Genomic DNA, 16,198 nt, shown 5'->3' with positions numbered 1-16,198 from the left:
GCGCGCGGTGACCGAGGCTTTGCAACACACGACCGTCCTGCTCGAAGAAGCGGTGGACGCGCTGCTCGGAGGCGCAGGCCCCGAGCCGTCCGGCACCTTTGTGGACGCCACTTTCGGGCGCGGGGGGCACTCGCGCCGGATCCTGCTGCGGCTGGGGCCGCAGGGGCGTCTTGTGGCTTTCGACAAGGACCCTGAAGCCATCGCCGAAGCAACGCGCATCAACGATGCGCGTTTTTCCATTCGGCACGAAGGATTTCGCCACCTCGGTGAACTGCCTGCCGGCAGCGCCGCGGGCGTGCTGATGGACCTGGGCGTGAGCTCGCCCCAGATCGACAGCCCCGAGCGGGGTTTCAGTTTCCGTTTCGATGGTCCGCTGGACATGCGCATGGACACCACGCGCGGCGAAAGCGTGGCCCAGTGGTTGGCAACTGCCGAGGTTCAACAGATTGCGGAGGTGATACGTGACTACGGTGAAGAACGGTTTGCTGGCCCCATTGCAAAGGCGATTGTTGCGCGGCGCGAAGAGCGGGGGCCTGTTGCAACCACCGGTGAACTGGCCAGTCTCGTGGCTGGCGCGGTCAAAACCCGCGAGCCGGGCCAGAACCCTGCAACGCGCACATTTCAGGCTCTTCGGATTTTCATCAACGCCGAGCTTGAAGAGCTGCAACAGGCGCTAGAGGCCAGCCTCTCGGTGCTGCAGCCGGGCGGGCGCCTGGCGGTGATCAGCTTCCATTCACTGGAAGACCGCATCGTCAAGCAGTTCATCGCCAAGCACTCCAAGGAGGTCTACGACCGCCGGGCGCCGTTCGCCGCGCCCCAGGCCATGAAGCTGGTGGCGCTGGACCGCATCAAGCCCAGCGCCGCCGAGGTGGCGGGCAACCCCCGTTCGCGCAGCGCCATCATGCGCGTGGCCGAGCGCACGGAGGTGCCTGCATGACGCGGTTGAACCTGGTGCTGCTGCTGGCAGTGCTGGCGAGTGCACTGTTCCTGGTGCACACCCAGTACCAGTCGCGCCGCCTGTTCACCGAGCTCGACCGGGCCACGGCAGAGGCGCGCCGGCTCGAAACCGAGCACCAGCGCCTGCAGGTGGAAAAGCGCGCCCAGGCCACGCCGCTGCGCGTGGAAAAACTCGCGCGCGCGCAACTGCAGATGCGCACGGCCACGCCGGCCATCACGCAGTACGTCTCCGATCCGGCCGGCGTCACGGCCAGCGCATCGTCATCGCAGGCCGCAGCGCCTGCCGCAGGAACGCAGCCGTGAGCCGCAGCGTTCTGTACACCTCCAGCCCGCTGCTGGCCAGCAAGACGCCGGTCTGGCGCAGCAAGTTCATCGTGGCGATGATCGCGCTGGGCTTTCTTGGCCTGGGTGCGCGGGCGGCCTATGTGCAGGTGTTCGGCAACGCGTTCTTCCAGCGCCAGGGCGAGGTGCGCTTCGCACGCACTCTGGAGATGCCTGCCAACCGCGGCAAGATCCTCGACCGCAACGGCCTGATCCTGGCCTCCAGCGTGCCGGCCGCCAGCATCTGGGCCATCCCCGAGGACGTGGAACAGGACCAGCCCGAGGTCCGGGCCAAGATGAAGCAACTGGCCAAGCTGCTGGAAATGCCGCTGTCCGAACTCAATGCCAAGCTGGCCGACGAGGACAAGACCTTCGTCTGGATCAAGCGCCAGCTCGACTGGGACGTGGGCCAGCAGATCGCGGCGCTGGGCATCAAGGGCATCTACCAACGCAAGGAATACAAGCGCCAGTACCCCGAAGGCGAGGCCGCCGCGCACGTGGTGGGCTTCACCAATGTCGAGGACCATGGCCAGGAAGGCATGGAGCTGGCCTTCAACAAGGAGCTGGCCGGCAAGGCCGGATCGCGCCGCGTGATCAAGGACCGCCTGGGCCGCGTGGTCGAAGGCGTGGGCGAGACCGTGCCGCCCGTGGACGGGCGCGACATGCAGCTGTCCATCGACAGCAAGGTGCAGTTCTTCGCCTACCAGAAGCTGCGCGACCAGGTCACCGCGCACAAGGCCAAGGCCGGCAGCGTGGTGGTGCTCGATGCGCACACCGGCGAGTTGCTGGCCCTGGCCAACTACCCGAGCTACGTGCCCGACAAGCGCCAGAACCTGACCGGTGAGCAACTGCGCAACCGCGCGCTGACCGACGTGTTCGAGCCGGGCTCGACCATGAAGCCGTTCACCGTCGGCCTGGCCCTGGAGAGCGGGCGCGTGCGCCCCGAGACGCCGGTGGACACGAACCCCGGGCGCATCACCATCACCGGCTCCACGATCTCGGACACGCACAACTACGGCCTGCTCACGGTCGAGGGCGTGATCCAGAAGTCGAGCAACGTGGGCACCACCAAGCTCGCCATGCAGATGCCCGCGCGCGAGATGTGGGAGACCTTCTCGGCCGCTGGCTTCGGCCAGAAGCCGCAGATCGGCTTTCCCGGCGTGGTGAGCGGCAAGCTGCGCCCCTACAAGACCTGGCGCCCCGTGGAGCAGGCCACCATGTCCTATGGCTACGGCCTGTCGGCCAGCCTGTTCCAGATGGCGCGCTCGTACACCGTGTTCGCCAACGGCGGCAAGGTGATCCCGGCCACCATGTTCAAGACCGATGAGCCCGCCATCGGCGTGCCCGTGTTTTCCGAGCGCACGGCCGACCAGGTGCGCAAGATGCTGCAGATGGCGGCCGGCCCGGGCGGTACCGGCCAGAAGGCCCAGACCCTGGGCTACTCGGTGGGCGGCAAGTCCGGCACGGCGCGCAAGCAGGTGGGCAAGAACTACGCCTCGGGAAAGTACCGCGCCTGGTTCACGGGCATGGCGCCCATCGACAAACCGCGCATCATCGTCGCGGTGATGATCGACGAGCCGAGCAACGGCGTGTTCTATGGCGGCGCCGTGGCAGCCCCCGTGTTCAGCGAAGTGGTGCAACAGACGCTGCGCATGATGGGCGTGCAGCCCGACATGGCCGTCAAGCCCCAGATCGTGGCCAACCCGGTCGAGGAGTCCCTGTGATGCAGGTGCTCAACTCCTCCCGCGACGCCGTGCAGTGGCTGCGCAGCCGCGTCACCGGCACGTTGCAGACCGACAGCCGCCTGATCGGCCCGGGCGACGGCTTCATCGCCTGGCCCGGTGCGGCCACCGACGGGCGCGCTCATGTGGCCGACGCCCTGGTGCGCGGCGCCACGGCCTGCCTGGTGGAGCAGGCGGGCGTGCAAGCCTTTGCGCTGGAGGGTGAGCACATCGCCGCGCTGCCAGGCCTCAAGGCCGCCACCGGCCCGATTGCGGCCGAGTGGTTCGGCCATCCCGCCGATCGGCTGGACGTGCTCGCCGTGACGGGCACCAATGGCAAGACCAGCACCGCTTCGTGGCTGGCCGATGCGCTCAACCTGCTGGTGGGCTCCGCAGGCGGCAAGGGCTGCGCCATCGTCGGCACCCTGGGGCTGGGGCGGCCACCGGCACTCACCTACACCGGCATGACCACGCCCGACCCCGTGCGCCTGCAGCGCGCCTTCGCGCAGTTTGTGGACGAGGGCCTGTCCGCCTGCGCCATCGAGGCCTCGTCCATCGGCATCGCAGAGCGGCGCCTGGACGGCACGCGCATCCGTGTGGCCGTGTTCACCAATTTCACGCAGGACCACCTCGACTACCACGGCAGCATGGCCGACTACTGGCTGGCCAAGCGCGAGCTGTTCGGCTGGAGCGGATTGGAAGCGGCCATCATCAACGTGGACGACCCGGCCGGCGCGCAGCTGCACGCCGAGCTGGCGGGCTCTGCGCTGGACCTGTGGAGCATCGCGCTCGACGCCGAGGCCCGCCTGGTCGCCCGCGACGTGGCGCTGGGCCAGCAGGGCCTGCGCTTCATCGTGGTGGAGGGCGCCGAGCGGCACGCACTGCAGACCCGCGTGATCGGCCAGTACAACATCTTGAACCTGCTGGGCGTGCTGGCCACGCTGCGCAGCCTGGGCGTGTCCCTGGCCGACGCCGTGGACGCCTGCAGCCGCCTGCAACCCGTGCCCGGGCGCATGCAGCGCCTGGTGGCGGCTGGCCAGCCGCTGGTGGCCGTGGACTATGCCCACACCCCCGATGCGCTGGACAAGGCGCTGCGCGCGCTGCGCCCCCTGGCCGACGAACGCGGCGGCCAGCTGTGGTGCGTGTTCGGCTGCGGCGGCGACCGCGACGCCGGCAAGCGCCCGCTGATGGGCGCCGTGGCGCAGCAGCAGGCCGACCGCGTGCTGGTCACCAGCGACAACCCGCGCAGCGAAGACCCCGCCGTGATCATCCACCAGATCCTGCAAGGCACGATTGCCGGCGCCTCGGTGCAGCCCGAGCCCGACCGGGCCGCTGCCATCGCGGCCGCCATCGGCCAGGCCGATGCCCTGGACGTGGTGCTGATCGCCGGCAAGGGACACGAAGACACCCAGGAGGCGGCCGGTGTGCGCCTGCCGTTCTCCGACATGGCCCATGCGCAGGCTGCGCTGCAGGCCCGAGGAGCCCGCACATGGGCATGAAGACGATGACCCTGCGCCAGGCGCACGCCCTGATCCACCCGCGCATCCCATCGGCGCGTCTGGTGGGCGATGGCGACACAGTCGTGCAGCGCGTGCACACCGATACCCGCAGCCTGCAGGCGGGCGACCTGTTCGTGGCGCTCAAGGGTGAGCGCTTCGATGCCAACGCCTTCCTGGACCAGGCCCGCGCGGGCGGGGCGGCCGCTGCCATGGCGCATGGCGGCCTTGAAGCGGCGGGCCTGCCAGGCATCGAGGTGCCCGACAGCCTGGCGGCACTCGGTGCGCTGGCCACCGGCTGGCGCGCCCAGCTCGGTCTGCCGCTGATCGGCGTGACCGGCAGCAACGGCAAGACCACGGTGACGCAGATGATCGCGTCCATCCTGCGCGCCTGGCAGGGCGATGCCGCCTTTGCGACGCAGGGCAACTTCAACAACGACATCGGCGTGCCGCTGATGCTGCTGCGCCTGAACGGCGCACACCGCGCCGCCGTCATCGAGATGGGCATGAACCACCCCGGCGAGATCGCCGTGCTGGCCGCCATGGCCCAGCCCACGGTGGCCCTGGTGAACAACGCGCAGCGCGAGCACATGGAGTTCATGCACACGGTCGAAGCCGTGGCGCGCGAGAACGGCTCGGTGTTCGCGGCCTTGCCTGCCGACGGCGTGGCCGTGTTCCCGGCCGGCGATGCCTTCACCCCGCTGTGGCGCGAACTGGCCGGGGCACGCCCCTGCCTCGCGTTCGGCGAGGGGGGCGATGTGGCCTGCGCGTCTGCCGAATGGACCCAGGGCGCTTGGGTGGTGCAGGTGCAGACACCCGCCGGGGCCCTCGATTGCCGCCTGCAGATCGCCGGCCGCCACAACGTGACCAACGCGCTGGCCGCCACCGCCTGCGCCCTGGCTGCCGGCGCACCGCTGTCCGCGATTGCACAGGGACTCGATGCCTTCGTGCCCGTCAAGGGCCGCTCGCGCGCCTTCAGCGTGCAGCACGCTGGGCGCGAGATCACCGTGGTGGACGACACCTACAACTCCAACCCCGATTCGCTGCAGGCGGCCATTCATGTGCTGGCCGCCTTGCCCGGCCCGCACCTGCTGGTGGTGGGCGATATCGGCGAGGTGGGGGAGCAGGGGCCGCAGTTCCACGCCGAGGCCGGTGCCCAGGCCAGGGCGGCCGGCATCGCCACGCTGTACGCGCTGGGCACGCTGTCGGCACACACCGCGCAGGCCCATGGGTCGGCGGTGCATTTCGAGGGCATGGAGCAGTTGCAGGCGGCTGTCTGCGCGGCCTTGCCCACGGTGGGCAGCGTGCTCGTCAAGGGTTCGCGTTTCATGAAGATGGAACGGGTGGTGGAGGCCATTGCGGCTGCCGCTGGCCCGCAAGCAACACCACAAGAACAACAAGGAAAGTCCGAGGGAAGCCATGACGCAACGCACTGAACCGACGCACGCAGGCCAGGCGCTGCGCCTCCAGCACGGAGGTGCCGCATGCTGCTGATCCTGTCGCAATGGCTGCAGGGGCTGTCGCCCGAGCTCGGCTTCTTCCGCGTGTTCCAGTACCTCACCTTCCGTGCGGTGATGGCGGCGCTCACGGCGCTGCTGATCGGCCTGTTGGCCGGCCCCAAGGTGATCCGCGTGCTCACCTCGCTCAAGATCGGCCAGCCCATCCGGGGCTACGCCATGCAGTCGCACCTGTCCAAGAGCGGCACGCCGACCATGGGGGGGGTGCTGATCCTGCTGTCGATCGCGATCTCCACGCTGCTGTGGTTCGACCTGTCCAACCGCTTCGTGTGGATCGTGCTCATCGTCACCCTGGGCTTTGGCGCCATCGGCTGGGTCGATGACTGGCGCAAGGTGGTCAACAAGGACCCCGAAGGCATGCGCTCGCGCGAGAAGTATTTCTGGCAGTCCGTCATCGGCCTGATCGCGGCCGTGTACCTGGTGTTCAGCATTTCGGAAAGCTCCAACGCCAAGGTGTTCGAGCTGTTCATGACCTGGGTACGGTCTGGCTTCTCGCTGGACCTGCCGCCCAAGGCCGGCCTGCAGCTGCCCTTCTTCAAGGAGGTGAGCTACCCACTCGGCGTGCTCGGCTTCGTGATCCTGACCTACCTGGTGATCGTGGGTTCGAGCAATGCCGTGAACCTGACCGACGGCCTGGACGGCCTGGCCATCATGCCGGTGGTGATGGTGGGCTCGGCCCTCGGTGTGTTCGCCTATGTCACGGGCAGCTCGGTCTATTCCAAGTACCTGTTCTTCCCGAACATCCCGGGCGCCGGCGAACTGCTGATCTTCTGCGCCGCCATGGCCGGCGCCGGCTTGGCCTTCCTGTGGTTCAACGCCCACCCTGCACAGGTGTTCATGGGCGATGTGGGCGCGCTGGCGCTGGGCGCGGCCCTGGGCACCATCGCCGTCATCGTGCGCCAGGAGATCGTGCTGGCCATCATGGGCGGCATCTTCGTGGTCGAGGCGCTCTCTGTGATGCTGCAGGTCACCTGGTTCAAGTACACCAAGAAGCGCTATGGCGAAGGCCGACGCCTGCTCAAGATGGCGCCCCTGCACCACCACTTCGAAAAGAGCGGCTGGAAGGAGACCCAGGTGGTCGTGCGCTTCTGGATCATCACCATGCTGCTGTGCTTGATCGGCCTGTCCACGCTCAAGCTGCGCTGACCATGACGACCACGCCCCACGATCCCCACGCCAACGGCACCGAGCCTGGCCATCACCTGCCCCCAATGGCAAGTGACGGCCTGCGTGTGCCGGCCGGGGACGAGGCCGTGCGCGTGCCTCAACGCGCGCCAGAGGCGGCCCCGCCGCAAGAAGATGTGGCGTTGCCCGGTGCCGAGGCCCTGGCACAAGCCGACGGCGTACCCGCAGACGCAGTGCAAGGCGGTGAACCGGCCGATGCGCTGCAGACTGCCGCGACGCCCGCACCCACCCAGGCGCAGCCCGCCGACGGCTATGTGGCCCCGGCCATCTCCGCGGCCAAGGCGGCCGCCGATTTCGTGGCCCAGATCTTTGCCGAGGTGAATGCGCCCGATACGAGCGAGCCTTCGCCGTTGCTGGCTGCACCCGTGGACGAGTCCGAGGGCGAGGCCGAGCCCGCGCAGCCCCAGGGCCGTCCGGGCGAGGGCATGCTGCCCTATGAGGGCAAGCACTTCCTGGTGCTGGGCCTGGGCGCCTCGGGCCTGGCCATGGCCCGCTGGTGCGTGCGCTGCGGCGCCAGCGTCACGGTGGCCGACACGCGCGAGGCCCCACCCCAACTGGCAGTGCTGCACAACGAACTGCCGGGCGTGCGCTTCGTGGCCGGGCCGTTCGATGCCAGCCTGGTCGAGGGCGGCGCCGGCGTGCACGCCGTCTACCGCTCACCCGGCCTGAGCCCGGCCACCGTGGCGCCCGTCTGGGCGGCGGCGCAGGCCATCGGCCTGGCCACCGGCGGCGAACTGGGCCTGTATGCCGCAGCGCTGCAGTACCTGCGCGCCTCGCACGGCTATGCGCCAGCGGTGCTGGCCATCACCGGCACCAATGGCAAGACCACGGTCACCTCGCTCACCGGCCAACTGGTGGAGCGCGCGGGCAAGACCGTGGCCGTGGCGGGCAACATCGGCCCCACGCTGCTCGACACCCTGGCCGGGCACATCGACGCCGACACCCTGCCCGAAGTCTGGGTGCTCGAGCTCTCGAGCTTCCAGCTCGACGGTGCCACCGGCTTCGAGCCCACGGCCGCCACGGTGCTCAACATCACGCAGGACCACCTGGACTGGCATGGCGACATCGGCGCCTATGCGGCGGCCAAGGCGCGCATCTTCGGCGACACGGCCCTGATGGTGCTCAACCGCGACGACCCCACCGTCATGGAGATGCTGGGCACCGCCTCGGTCGCTGCGGCACAGGCGGCGCAAGCCGCTTCGGGCAAGCCCGCCCCGACCTCGCGCAGCAAGCAGCCCGCCAAGGTGCCGTTGCGCGAGCACCTGAGCTTCGGCATCGACATGCCCCGGCGCCCGGGCGACTTCGGCATCGAGACCGTGGGCAGCATGCCCTGGCTGGTGCGCGCGCACGAAGCGGACGAGACCCGCAAGCGCAGCACCCGCCGCCGTGCCGCCCCTGCGGCGCAGGGGGGCGAAGCTGCAGCCACCGTCCCGGCGGACGAGGAAGACCTGCACATCCAGCGCCTGATGCCGGCCGATGCGCTGCGCATCCGCGGGCGCCACAACGCCTCCAACGCGCTGGCGGCGCTGGCCCTGGCATCGTCGGCAGGCTGCACCCTGTCGGCCATGCTGTTCGGCCTGCGCGAGTACCGAGGCGAGCCGCACCGCGTCGAGCCCGTGGCCCTGATCGATGGCGTGGAGTATTTCGACGACAGCAAGGGCACCAACGTGGGTGCCACCGTGGCCGCGCTCAACGGCCTGGGGGCCGACCGGCGCATCGTGCTGATCCTGGGCGGCGACGGCAAGGGCCAGGATTTCGCGCCCCTGGCCATCCCCGTGGCGCGCTACGCGCGCGCCGTGGTGCTCATCGGGCGCGATGCGCCGCTGATCCGCACGGCCCTGCAGGAGGCCGGCGTGCCGCTGCTCGACGCAGCCACGCTGCCCGAAGCCGTGCACCAGGCGGCGCAGCGTGCCCGCTCGGGCGATGCGGTGCTGATGTCGCCCGCCTGCGCGAGCTTCGACATGTTCACCGGCTATGAACACCGCGCGCGCGTGTTCTGCGACACCGTGCTGGCCATGGCGCAGGACGCCGGCCAATCCCTGGAGGGCATGTGATGGCCGCCAGCAGCGCCAGCGCCCCCACCGGCTTCGCGCAGCGCCTGGCCGGCTGGCTCGGCCGCCTCACTGGCAAGGCCGGCGAGGTGCTGCCCGTGCGCGTGGGCGGCACCGAGTACCGCCAGTCGGCCACCACGCCCGCCAGCGTGCTGGGATTCGACCAGGCCCTGCTGTGGGTGGTGGTGGCACTGCTCGCCTGGGGGCTGGTGATGGTGTATTCGGCATCGATTGCCATGCCGGACAACCCGCGCTTTGCCAACTACGCGTCCACGCACTTCCTCACCCGCCACATGATGTATCTGGTGGTGGGTTTCGTCGCGGCCCTGCTGACCTTCCAGGTGCCCATGAAGCTCTGGGAGCGCGCGGCGCCCTGGCTCTTCGTGGCGGCGCTGCTGCTGCTGGTGGCGGTGCTGATCCCGGGCGTTGGCAAGGTGGTCAATGGGGCGCGGCGCTGGCTGTCCATCGGGCCGGTGGGCTTCCAGCCGTCCGAGGTCGCCAAGTTCGCCGTGCTCATCTATGCCGCCGACTACATGGTGCGCAAGATGGAGGTCAAGGAACGCTTCTTTCGCGCCGTGCTGCCCATGGGGGCGGCTGTGGCCATCGTCGGCGTGCTGCTGCTGGCCGAGCCGGACATGGGGGCCTTCATGGTGGTGGCGGTGATCGCCATGGGCATCCTGTTCCTGGGCGGCGTCAACGCGCGCATGTTCTTCCTGATCGCAGCCGTGCTGGTCGGCGCTTTCGCTTTGATGATCGCCAGTTCGCCCTGGCGCCGTGAGCGCGTGTTCGCCTACCTCGACCCGTTCAGCGAGCAGCACGCCCTGGGCAAGGGCTACCAGCTGTCGCACTCGCTGATCGCCATCGGGCGCGGCGAGATCTTCGGCGTGGGCCTGGGCGGCAGCGTCGAGAAGCTGCACTGGCTGCCCGAGGCGCACACCGACTTCCTGCTGGCCGTGATCGGCGAGGAGTTTGGCCTGGTGGGCGTGCTGGTGCTCATCGTGCTGTTCCTGTGGATGACGCGCCGCATCATGCACATCGGCCGCCAGGCCATCGCGCTGGACCGCGTGTTCGCCGGTCTGGTCGCCCAGGGCGTGGCGATCTGGCTGGGCTTCCAGGCCTTCATCAACATGGGCGTGAACCTGGGGGCGCTGCCCACCAAGGGCCTGACCCTGCCGCTGATGAGTTTTGGCGGCTCGGCCATCCTGATGAACCTGGTGGCGATAGCGGTGGTGTTGAGGGTCGACTATGAGAACAAGCACATGATGAGGGGAGGGCGGATATGAGTGCACCCAAAACCGCCCTCATCATGGCCGGCGGCACCGGTGGCCATATCTTTCCCGGCCTGGCCGTGGCCGAGGAGCTGCGTGCGCGCGGCTGGCACGTGCACTGGCTGGGTGCGCCCGGCAGCATGGAGTCGCGCATCGTGCCGGCGCAGGGTTTTGCGCTGGAGACCATCGACTTTTCGGGCGTGCGTGGCAAGGGGCCTGTGACGCTGGCCCTGCTGCCGCTGCGCCTGCTGCGCGCCTTCTGGCAGGCGCTGCAGGTGGTGCGCCGCGTGAAGCCCGACGTGGTGGTGGGCCTGGGCGGCTACATCACCTTTCCGGGCGGCATGATGGGTGTGCTGTGCGGCAAGCCGCTGGTGCTGCACGAGCAGAACTCGGTGGCCGGCATGGCCAACAAGGTGCTGGCCGGCGTGGCCGACCGGGTGTTCACCGCCTTCCCGAATGTCTTCAAGAAGGGCCAGTGGGTGGGCAACCCGCTGCGCGCTCCGTTCACACGCCAGAGCGATCCTGCCGAGCGCTTTGCCGACCGCAGCGGCCCCCTGCGCCTCTTGGTGGTGGGCGGCAGCCTGGGCGCGCGCGCACTCAACGAGATCGTGCCCCAGGCGCTGGCGCTGATTCCGGCCGGGCAGCGCCCCGTGGTGCTGCACCAGAGCGGCGCCACCCAGATCGACGCGCTGCGCGCCAACTATGCCGCCGCCGGGGTCGAAGCCGAGCTGACCCCCTTCATCGACGACACCGCCAGCGCGTTCGCGCAGGCCGACATCATTGTCTGCCGCGCGGGCGCCAGCACCGTGACCGAGATCGCCGCCGTGGGCGCTGCCGCCCTGTTCGTGCCCTTTCCCTCGGCAGTGGACGACCACCAGACCACCAACGCCCGTTTCCTCGTGGATGCCGGGGGCGGCTGGCTGGTGCCGCAGCGCGAGCTCACGGCCCAGGGCCTGGCGGCGGTGCTGAGCAACACAGAGCGCCCGGAGCTGCTGCGCCGGGCCACAGAAGCCAAGAAGATGCAAAAGACCCATGCCACCCACGCGGTGGTGACTGCCTGCGAGGAGCTTGCAACACCATGAAGCACGCCATTCGCCACATCCATTTCGTGGGCCTGGGGGGCGCCGGCATGAGCGGCATCGCCGAGGTGCTGTTCAACCTGGGCTACCGCATCTCCGGCTCGGACCTGGCCGACAGCGCCACCCTGCGCCGGCTGCAGGGCCTGGGCATCAAGACCTGCCTGGGCCATGCCGCCGCGCACATCGACGGCGCCGATGCGGTGGTCACCTCCACCGCCGTCACGGCCGACAACCCCGAGGTGCTGGCCGCGCGCGACAAGCGCATCCCCGTGGTGCCGCGCGCGCTGATGCTGGCCGAGCTGATGCGCCTCAAGCAAGGCATCGCCATTGCCGGCACGCATGGCAAGACCACCACCACCAGCCTGGTCACCAGCGTGCTGGCCGAGGCGGGCCTGGACCCCACCTTCGTGATCGGCGGGCGCCTGAACAGCGCCGGTGCCAACGCCAAGCTGGGCAGCGGCGACTACATCGTGGTCGAGGCCGACGAGTCGGACGCCTCGTTCCTGAACCTGCTGCCCGTGATGGCGGTGGTGACGAACATCGATGCCGACCACATGGAGACCTACGGGCACGACTTCGGCCGGCTCAAGGGCGCCTTCGTCGACTTCCTGCACCGCATGCCGTTCTACGGCACGGCCATCCTGTGTGTGGACAGCCCGGCCGTGCGCGACATCCTGCAGAGCGTGACCTGCCCGATCACGAGCTACGGCTTTTCCGAAGATGCCCAGGTGCGTGCCATCGACGTGCGTGCCGAGGCCGGCCAGATGCGCTTCACCGTGCAGCGGCGCAACGGCGTCACGCTGCCCGACATGGAGATCGTGCTCAACCTCGCGGGCGAGCACAACGTGCTCAACGCGCTTTCGGCGATTGCCGTGGCGGTGGAGCTCAATATCCCCGACGAAGCCGTGCAGCGTGCGCTGGCCGGCTTCAAGGGCGTGGGCCGGCGCTTCCAGAGCTATGGCGACCTGCCTGCAAAGGATGGCGGGCGCTTCACCGTCATCGACGACTATGGCCACCACCCGGTGGAGATGGCGGCCACGCTGGCAGCGGCGCGCGGTGCATTTCCCGGGCGGCGCCTGGTGCTGGCCTTCCAGCCGCACCGCTACAGCCGCACGCGCGACTGCTTCGAGGATTTCGTGAAGGTGATCGGCCATGCCGATGCGGTGCTGCTCACCGAGGTCTACGCCGCGGGCGAGGCCCCCGTGGTGGCGGCCGACGGCCGTTCGCTGGCACGCGCGCTGCGCGTGGCCGGCCGCGTGGAGCCCGTCTTCGTGGACGACGTGGCCGAGCTGCCCCAGGCCATTGCCGACAACGCGCGCGACGGCGATGTGGTGATGTGCATGGGCGCAGGCTCCATCGGTGCCGTGCCGGCCAAGGTGGTCGACATGCTGCAGAACAACAACCAATCCAAGCACAAGGCGCTGGCGGGGAGCGCGACATGACGATGACGACGAAACTGGGTTCCAACGTGGATGTGAAGGCACTGGGCAAGGTCGCCGTGCTGATGGGCGGCGCGTCCGCCGAGCGCGAGGTGTCGCTGATGTCCGGCACCGGCGTGCTGCAGGCGCTGCGCTCGCGCGGCGTGGATGCGCATGCCTTCGATCCTTCGCAGAACGAGCTGGGCGAGTTGCGGCGCGACGGCTATGCGCGCTGCTTCATCGCACTGCATGGCCGCCATGGCGAAGACGGCACTGTGCAGGGCGCGCTGGAGCTGCTGCGCATCCCTTACACCGGCCCGGGCGTGATGGCCTCGAGCATCGCGGTGGACAAGATCATGACCAAGCGCATCTGGCGCGCCGAGGGCCTGCCCACGCCGGAGTGGCGCCTGGTGGGCAGCGTGGCCGAGACCACGGAGGCGCTGGCGGCGCTGGGCGCCCCGATGATCGTCAAGCCCTCGCGCGAAGGCTCCACCATCGGGCTGACCAAGGTCACCTCGCCCGAGCAGTGCGGCGAGGCCTATGCCCTGGCCTCGCGCTACGACCCCGAGGTGCTGTGCGAGCAGTTCATCGCGGGCGAGGAAACCACCTGCCCGGTTCTGGGCGAGGGGGCAGGCGCCTATGCGCTGCCGGTGATCCGCATCGTGGCGCCCGAGGGCAACTACGACTACCAGAACAAGTATTTCACCGACGTCACGCAGTACCACTGCCCGAGCGGCCTGCCCGAGGCCGAGGAGCGCGAGATCCAGCGCCTGGTGGTGGCGGCCTTCCGCTCGCTGGGCTGCCGCGGCTGGGCGCGTGCGGACATCATGATCCGCGCCAGCGACCGCCAGCCCTTTCTGCTGGAGATCAACACCTCGCCCGGCATGACCGGGCACTCGCTCGTGCCCATGTCGGCGCGCGCATCGGGCATCAGCTACGAAGACCTGTGCGTGGGCGTGCTGGCCACGGCCACCATGGACACGCCCGCCGGCAGCACCCTGGGGACCTGATGAACAACACGCTGCCCGCACCGCTGGACGTCAAGCTCATGAACATGACCGCATCGGTCCTGTTCGTGGGCTGCGCCATGCTCGTGCTGGCAGCGGGTGCCTGGTGGGTATTGCGCTACCCGGGCTTTGCCATCGCCCGCATCGTGGTGCAGGGCGAGCTGGTGCACAACAACGCCGTCACCTTGCGCGCCAACGTGGCGCCGCACCTGGTGGGCAACTTCTTCACGGTGGACCTGCGCAAGGCGCGCGAGGCCTTCGAGCAGGTGCCCTGGGTGCGCAAGGCCTCGGTGCGGCGCGAGTTTCCGGGCAGCCTGCACGTGGTGCTCGAAGAGCACGACGCCGTGGCGTACTGGGGCCCCGACACGGGTTCGGCCATGGTCAACACCCAGGGCGAGGTGTTCGAGGCGAATGTCGGCGACGTGGAGCAGGACGGCCTGCCGCGCCTGCAGGGACCGAGCGGCACTTCGGGCGAGGTGCTGCAGATGTACGGCCTGCTGCAGCCGGTGTTCCAGCCGCTCGGGATGGAGATGCAAGAGCTGGCGCTGACCGGACGCGGCGGCTGGCGCGCCACGCTGGACACCGAGGCCGTGGTGGAACTCGGGGGCGGCACGCCAGTGGAAGTGGTGGCACGCGCCAAGCGCTTTGCACGCACGCTGACCCAGGTGGCCGCCCAGTACAAGCGCCGGGTGGATGCGCTCGAGTCGGCGGACCTGCGGCACGCGGGAGGGTATGCATTGCGGCTCAAGGGGGTGACCACCACGAGCCCGGAGGCGGCCGCTGGCGCCGCCACACGGAGGTAGCAGCATGCATGCAAGGTACAGACAGCGCAGCGGGCAGGGCAGAACAACGAAGGGCAGTGACTGAATATGGCAAGAGAATACAAAGACGTGGTGGTCGGCCTGGACATCGGCACGGCGAAGATCATGGCCGTGGTTGCCGAAGTCCTGCCCAATGGCGAGCTCAAGCTCGCAGGCCTGGGCGTGGCCCCGAGCAATGGCCTGAAGCGCGGCGTGGTGGTCAACATCGACGCCACGGTGCAGAGCATCCAGCAGGCGCTGAAAGAGGCCGAGCTGATGGCCGACTGCAAGATCCAGCGCGTGTACACCGGCATCACCGGCAGCCACATCCGCGGCCTCAATTCCAGCGGCATGGTGGCCGTGAAGGACAAGGAAGTCACCTCGGCCGACGTGGCGCGCGTGGTGGAGACGGCCAAGGCCATCAACATCTCCTCCGACCAGCGCTTGCTGCTGGTGGAGCCGCAGGAGTTCGTGATCGACGGGCAGGACGTCAAGGAGCCCATCGGCATGAGCGGCATCCGCCTGGAGGCCAAGATCCACATCGTGACCGGTGCCCAGAGCGCGGCCGAGAACATCATCAAGTGCGTGCGCCGCTGCGGGCTGGAGGTGGAGCAACTGCTGCTCAACCCGCTCGCATCGAGCCAGGCCGTGCTGACCGACGACGAGCGCGAGCTCGGCGTGGTGGTGGTGGACATCGGCGCGGGCACCACGGACGTGGCCATCTTCACGGGCGGTGCCATCCGCCACACGGCGGTGATCCCGATCGCAGGCGACCTGATCACCAGCGACATCGCCATGGCGCTGCGCACGCCCACCAAGGACGCCGAGGACATCAAGGTCGAGAGCGGCTACGCCAAGCAGTTGCTGGCCGACCCCGAAAGCCAGGTCGAAGTGCCGGGCCTCGGTGACCGCAGCCCGCGCATGCTGAGCAAGCAGGCGCTGGCCGGCGTGATCGAGCCACGCGTGGAGGAGATCTTCTCGCTGGTGCAGCAGGTGATCCGCGAGTCGGGCTATGAAGAGGTGCTGTCCTCGGGCATCGTGCTCACGGGCGGCAGCGCCGTCATGCCCGGCATGATCGAGCTGGGCGAGGACATCTTCCTCAAGCCCGTGCGCCGCGGCATCCCCAAGTATTCGAGCGCCCTGTCGGACATGGTGGCCCAGCCCCGTGCCTCCACCGTCATGGGCCTGCTCGAAGAGGCGCGCCTGGCACGCCTGCGCGGCTTCAAGGTGGCGCAAAAGAGCGGCTCCATGAAGACGGCGTTCGGTCGGTTCAAGGACTTCATCGTGGGGAACTTCTGATGAGGAACTCCCACCACCACAGTTTTGCCCGCGCAGGCCCTCGAATGCCTCGCGGGCGATGGCGATGTACAGGACCGCC

At 69.1% G+C, this 16,198-nt stretch carries 13 protein-coding genes; all 13 read left to right on the top strand.

Annotation, left to right across the window (positions count from 1 at the left end; genetic code table 11):
- Nucleotides 1-7 precede the first annotated feature (7 nt).
- The 13 genes from rsmH to ftsA all read left to right on the top strand — a co-directional run bounded on the left by rsmH (nucleotide 8) and on the right by ftsA (nucleotide 16,119).
- Entirely contained in the window at nucleotides 8-937 is a 930-nt protein-coding gene (rsmH, locus tag U5N23_RS25270) for a 16S rRNA (cytosine(1402)-N(4))-methyltransferase RsmH (protein ID WP_322595443.1), read from the top strand.
- Nucleotides 934-1,260 (top strand): cell division protein FtsL, encoded by a 327-nt coding sequence (gene ftsL / locus U5N23_RS25265; RefSeq protein ID WP_322595442.1) that lies wholly within the window; start codon nucleotides 934-936, stop codon nucleotides 1,258-1,260. The genes rsmH and ftsL overlap by 4 nt, the downstream gene beginning before the upstream one ends.
- A complete protein-coding gene (locus tag U5N23_RS25260) occupies nucleotides 1,257-3,002 on the top strand; it encodes a penicillin-binding protein 2 (RefSeq protein ID WP_322595441.1) in 1,746 nt (581 codons plus the stop codon). Before ftsL ends, U5N23_RS25260 begins: the two co-directional genes overlap by 4 nt.
- Nucleotides 3,002-4,498 (top strand): UDP-N-acetylmuramoyl-L-alanyl-D-glutamate--2,6-diaminopimelate ligase, encoded by a 1,497-nt coding sequence (locus tag U5N23_RS25255; RefSeq protein ID WP_322595440.1) that lies wholly within the window; start codon nucleotides 3,002-3,004, stop codon nucleotides 4,496-4,498. The genes U5N23_RS25260 and U5N23_RS25255 overlap by 1 nt, the downstream gene beginning before the upstream one ends.
- Nucleotides 4,489-5,931: a UDP-N-acetylmuramoyl-tripeptide--D-alanyl-D-alanine ligase gene (locus U5N23_RS25250; RefSeq protein ID WP_322595439.1), complete on the top strand. Its 1,443-nt coding sequence runs from the start codon at nucleotides 4,489-4,491 to the stop codon at nucleotides 5,929-5,931. The genes U5N23_RS25255 and U5N23_RS25250 overlap by 10 nt, the downstream gene beginning before the upstream one ends.
- A 48-nt stretch (nucleotides 5,932-5,979) precedes the next feature.
- Nucleotides 5,980-7,158 carry a phospho-N-acetylmuramoyl-pentapeptide-transferase gene (gene mraY / locus U5N23_RS25245; protein WP_322595438.1) on the top strand — a complete coding sequence of 393 codons (1,179 nt, stop codon included), beginning with the start codon at nucleotides 5,980-5,982 and terminating at the stop codon, nucleotides 7,156-7,158.
- 2 nt (nucleotides 7,159-7,160) lie between these two features.
- Nucleotides 7,161-9,251: a Mur ligase family protein gene (locus U5N23_RS25240; RefSeq protein ID WP_322595437.1), complete on the top strand. Its 2,091-nt coding sequence runs from the start codon at nucleotides 7,161-7,163 to the stop codon at nucleotides 9,249-9,251.
- Entirely contained in the window at nucleotides 9,251-10,531 is a 1,281-nt protein-coding gene (gene ftsW, locus U5N23_RS25235; RefSeq protein WP_322595436.1) for a putative lipid II flippase FtsW, read from the top strand. Before U5N23_RS25240 ends, ftsW begins: the two co-directional genes overlap by 1 nt.
- Complete coding sequence (gene murG, locus U5N23_RS25230; protein ID WP_322595435.1) at nucleotides 10,528-11,598, top strand: undecaprenyldiphospho-muramoylpentapeptide beta-N-acetylglucosaminyltransferase; 1,071 nt, start codon at nucleotides 10,528-10,530, stop codon at nucleotides 11,596-11,598. Before ftsW ends, murG begins: the two co-directional genes overlap by 4 nt.
- A complete protein-coding gene (gene murC, locus U5N23_RS25225) occupies nucleotides 11,595-13,037 on the top strand; it encodes a UDP-N-acetylmuramate--L-alanine ligase (RefSeq protein ID WP_322595434.1) in 1,443 nt (480 codons plus the stop codon). The genes murG and murC overlap by 4 nt, the downstream gene beginning before the upstream one ends.
- Nucleotides 13,034-14,023 (top strand): D-alanine--D-alanine ligase, encoded by a 990-nt coding sequence (locus tag U5N23_RS25220; protein ID WP_322595433.1) that lies wholly within the window; start codon nucleotides 13,034-13,036, stop codon nucleotides 14,021-14,023. The genes murC and U5N23_RS25220 overlap by 4 nt, the downstream gene beginning before the upstream one ends.
- Nucleotides 14,023-14,823 (top strand): cell division protein FtsQ/DivIB, encoded by an 801-nt coding sequence (locus U5N23_RS25215; RefSeq protein ID WP_322595432.1) that lies wholly within the window; start codon nucleotides 14,023-14,025, stop codon nucleotides 14,821-14,823. Before U5N23_RS25220 ends, U5N23_RS25215 begins: the two co-directional genes overlap by 1 nt.
- Before the next feature lie 66 nt (nucleotides 14,824-14,889).
- Nucleotides 14,890-16,119, top strand: a complete 1,230-nt coding sequence (gene ftsA, locus U5N23_RS25210) for a cell division protein FtsA (protein ID WP_057200162.1) — start codon at nucleotides 14,890-14,892, stop codon at nucleotides 16,117-16,119.
- The last annotated feature ends 79 nt before the right edge of the window (nucleotides 16,120-16,198 follow it).

The organism is Acidovorax sp. (assembly GCF_034519795.1).
Classification (GTDB): domain Bacteria; phylum Pseudomonadota; class Gammaproteobacteria; order Burkholderiales; family Burkholderiaceae_C; genus Acidovorax.
Note: the sequence above shows the minus strand (reverse complement) of the source record. Positions and strands in the feature narration are given on the sequence as shown.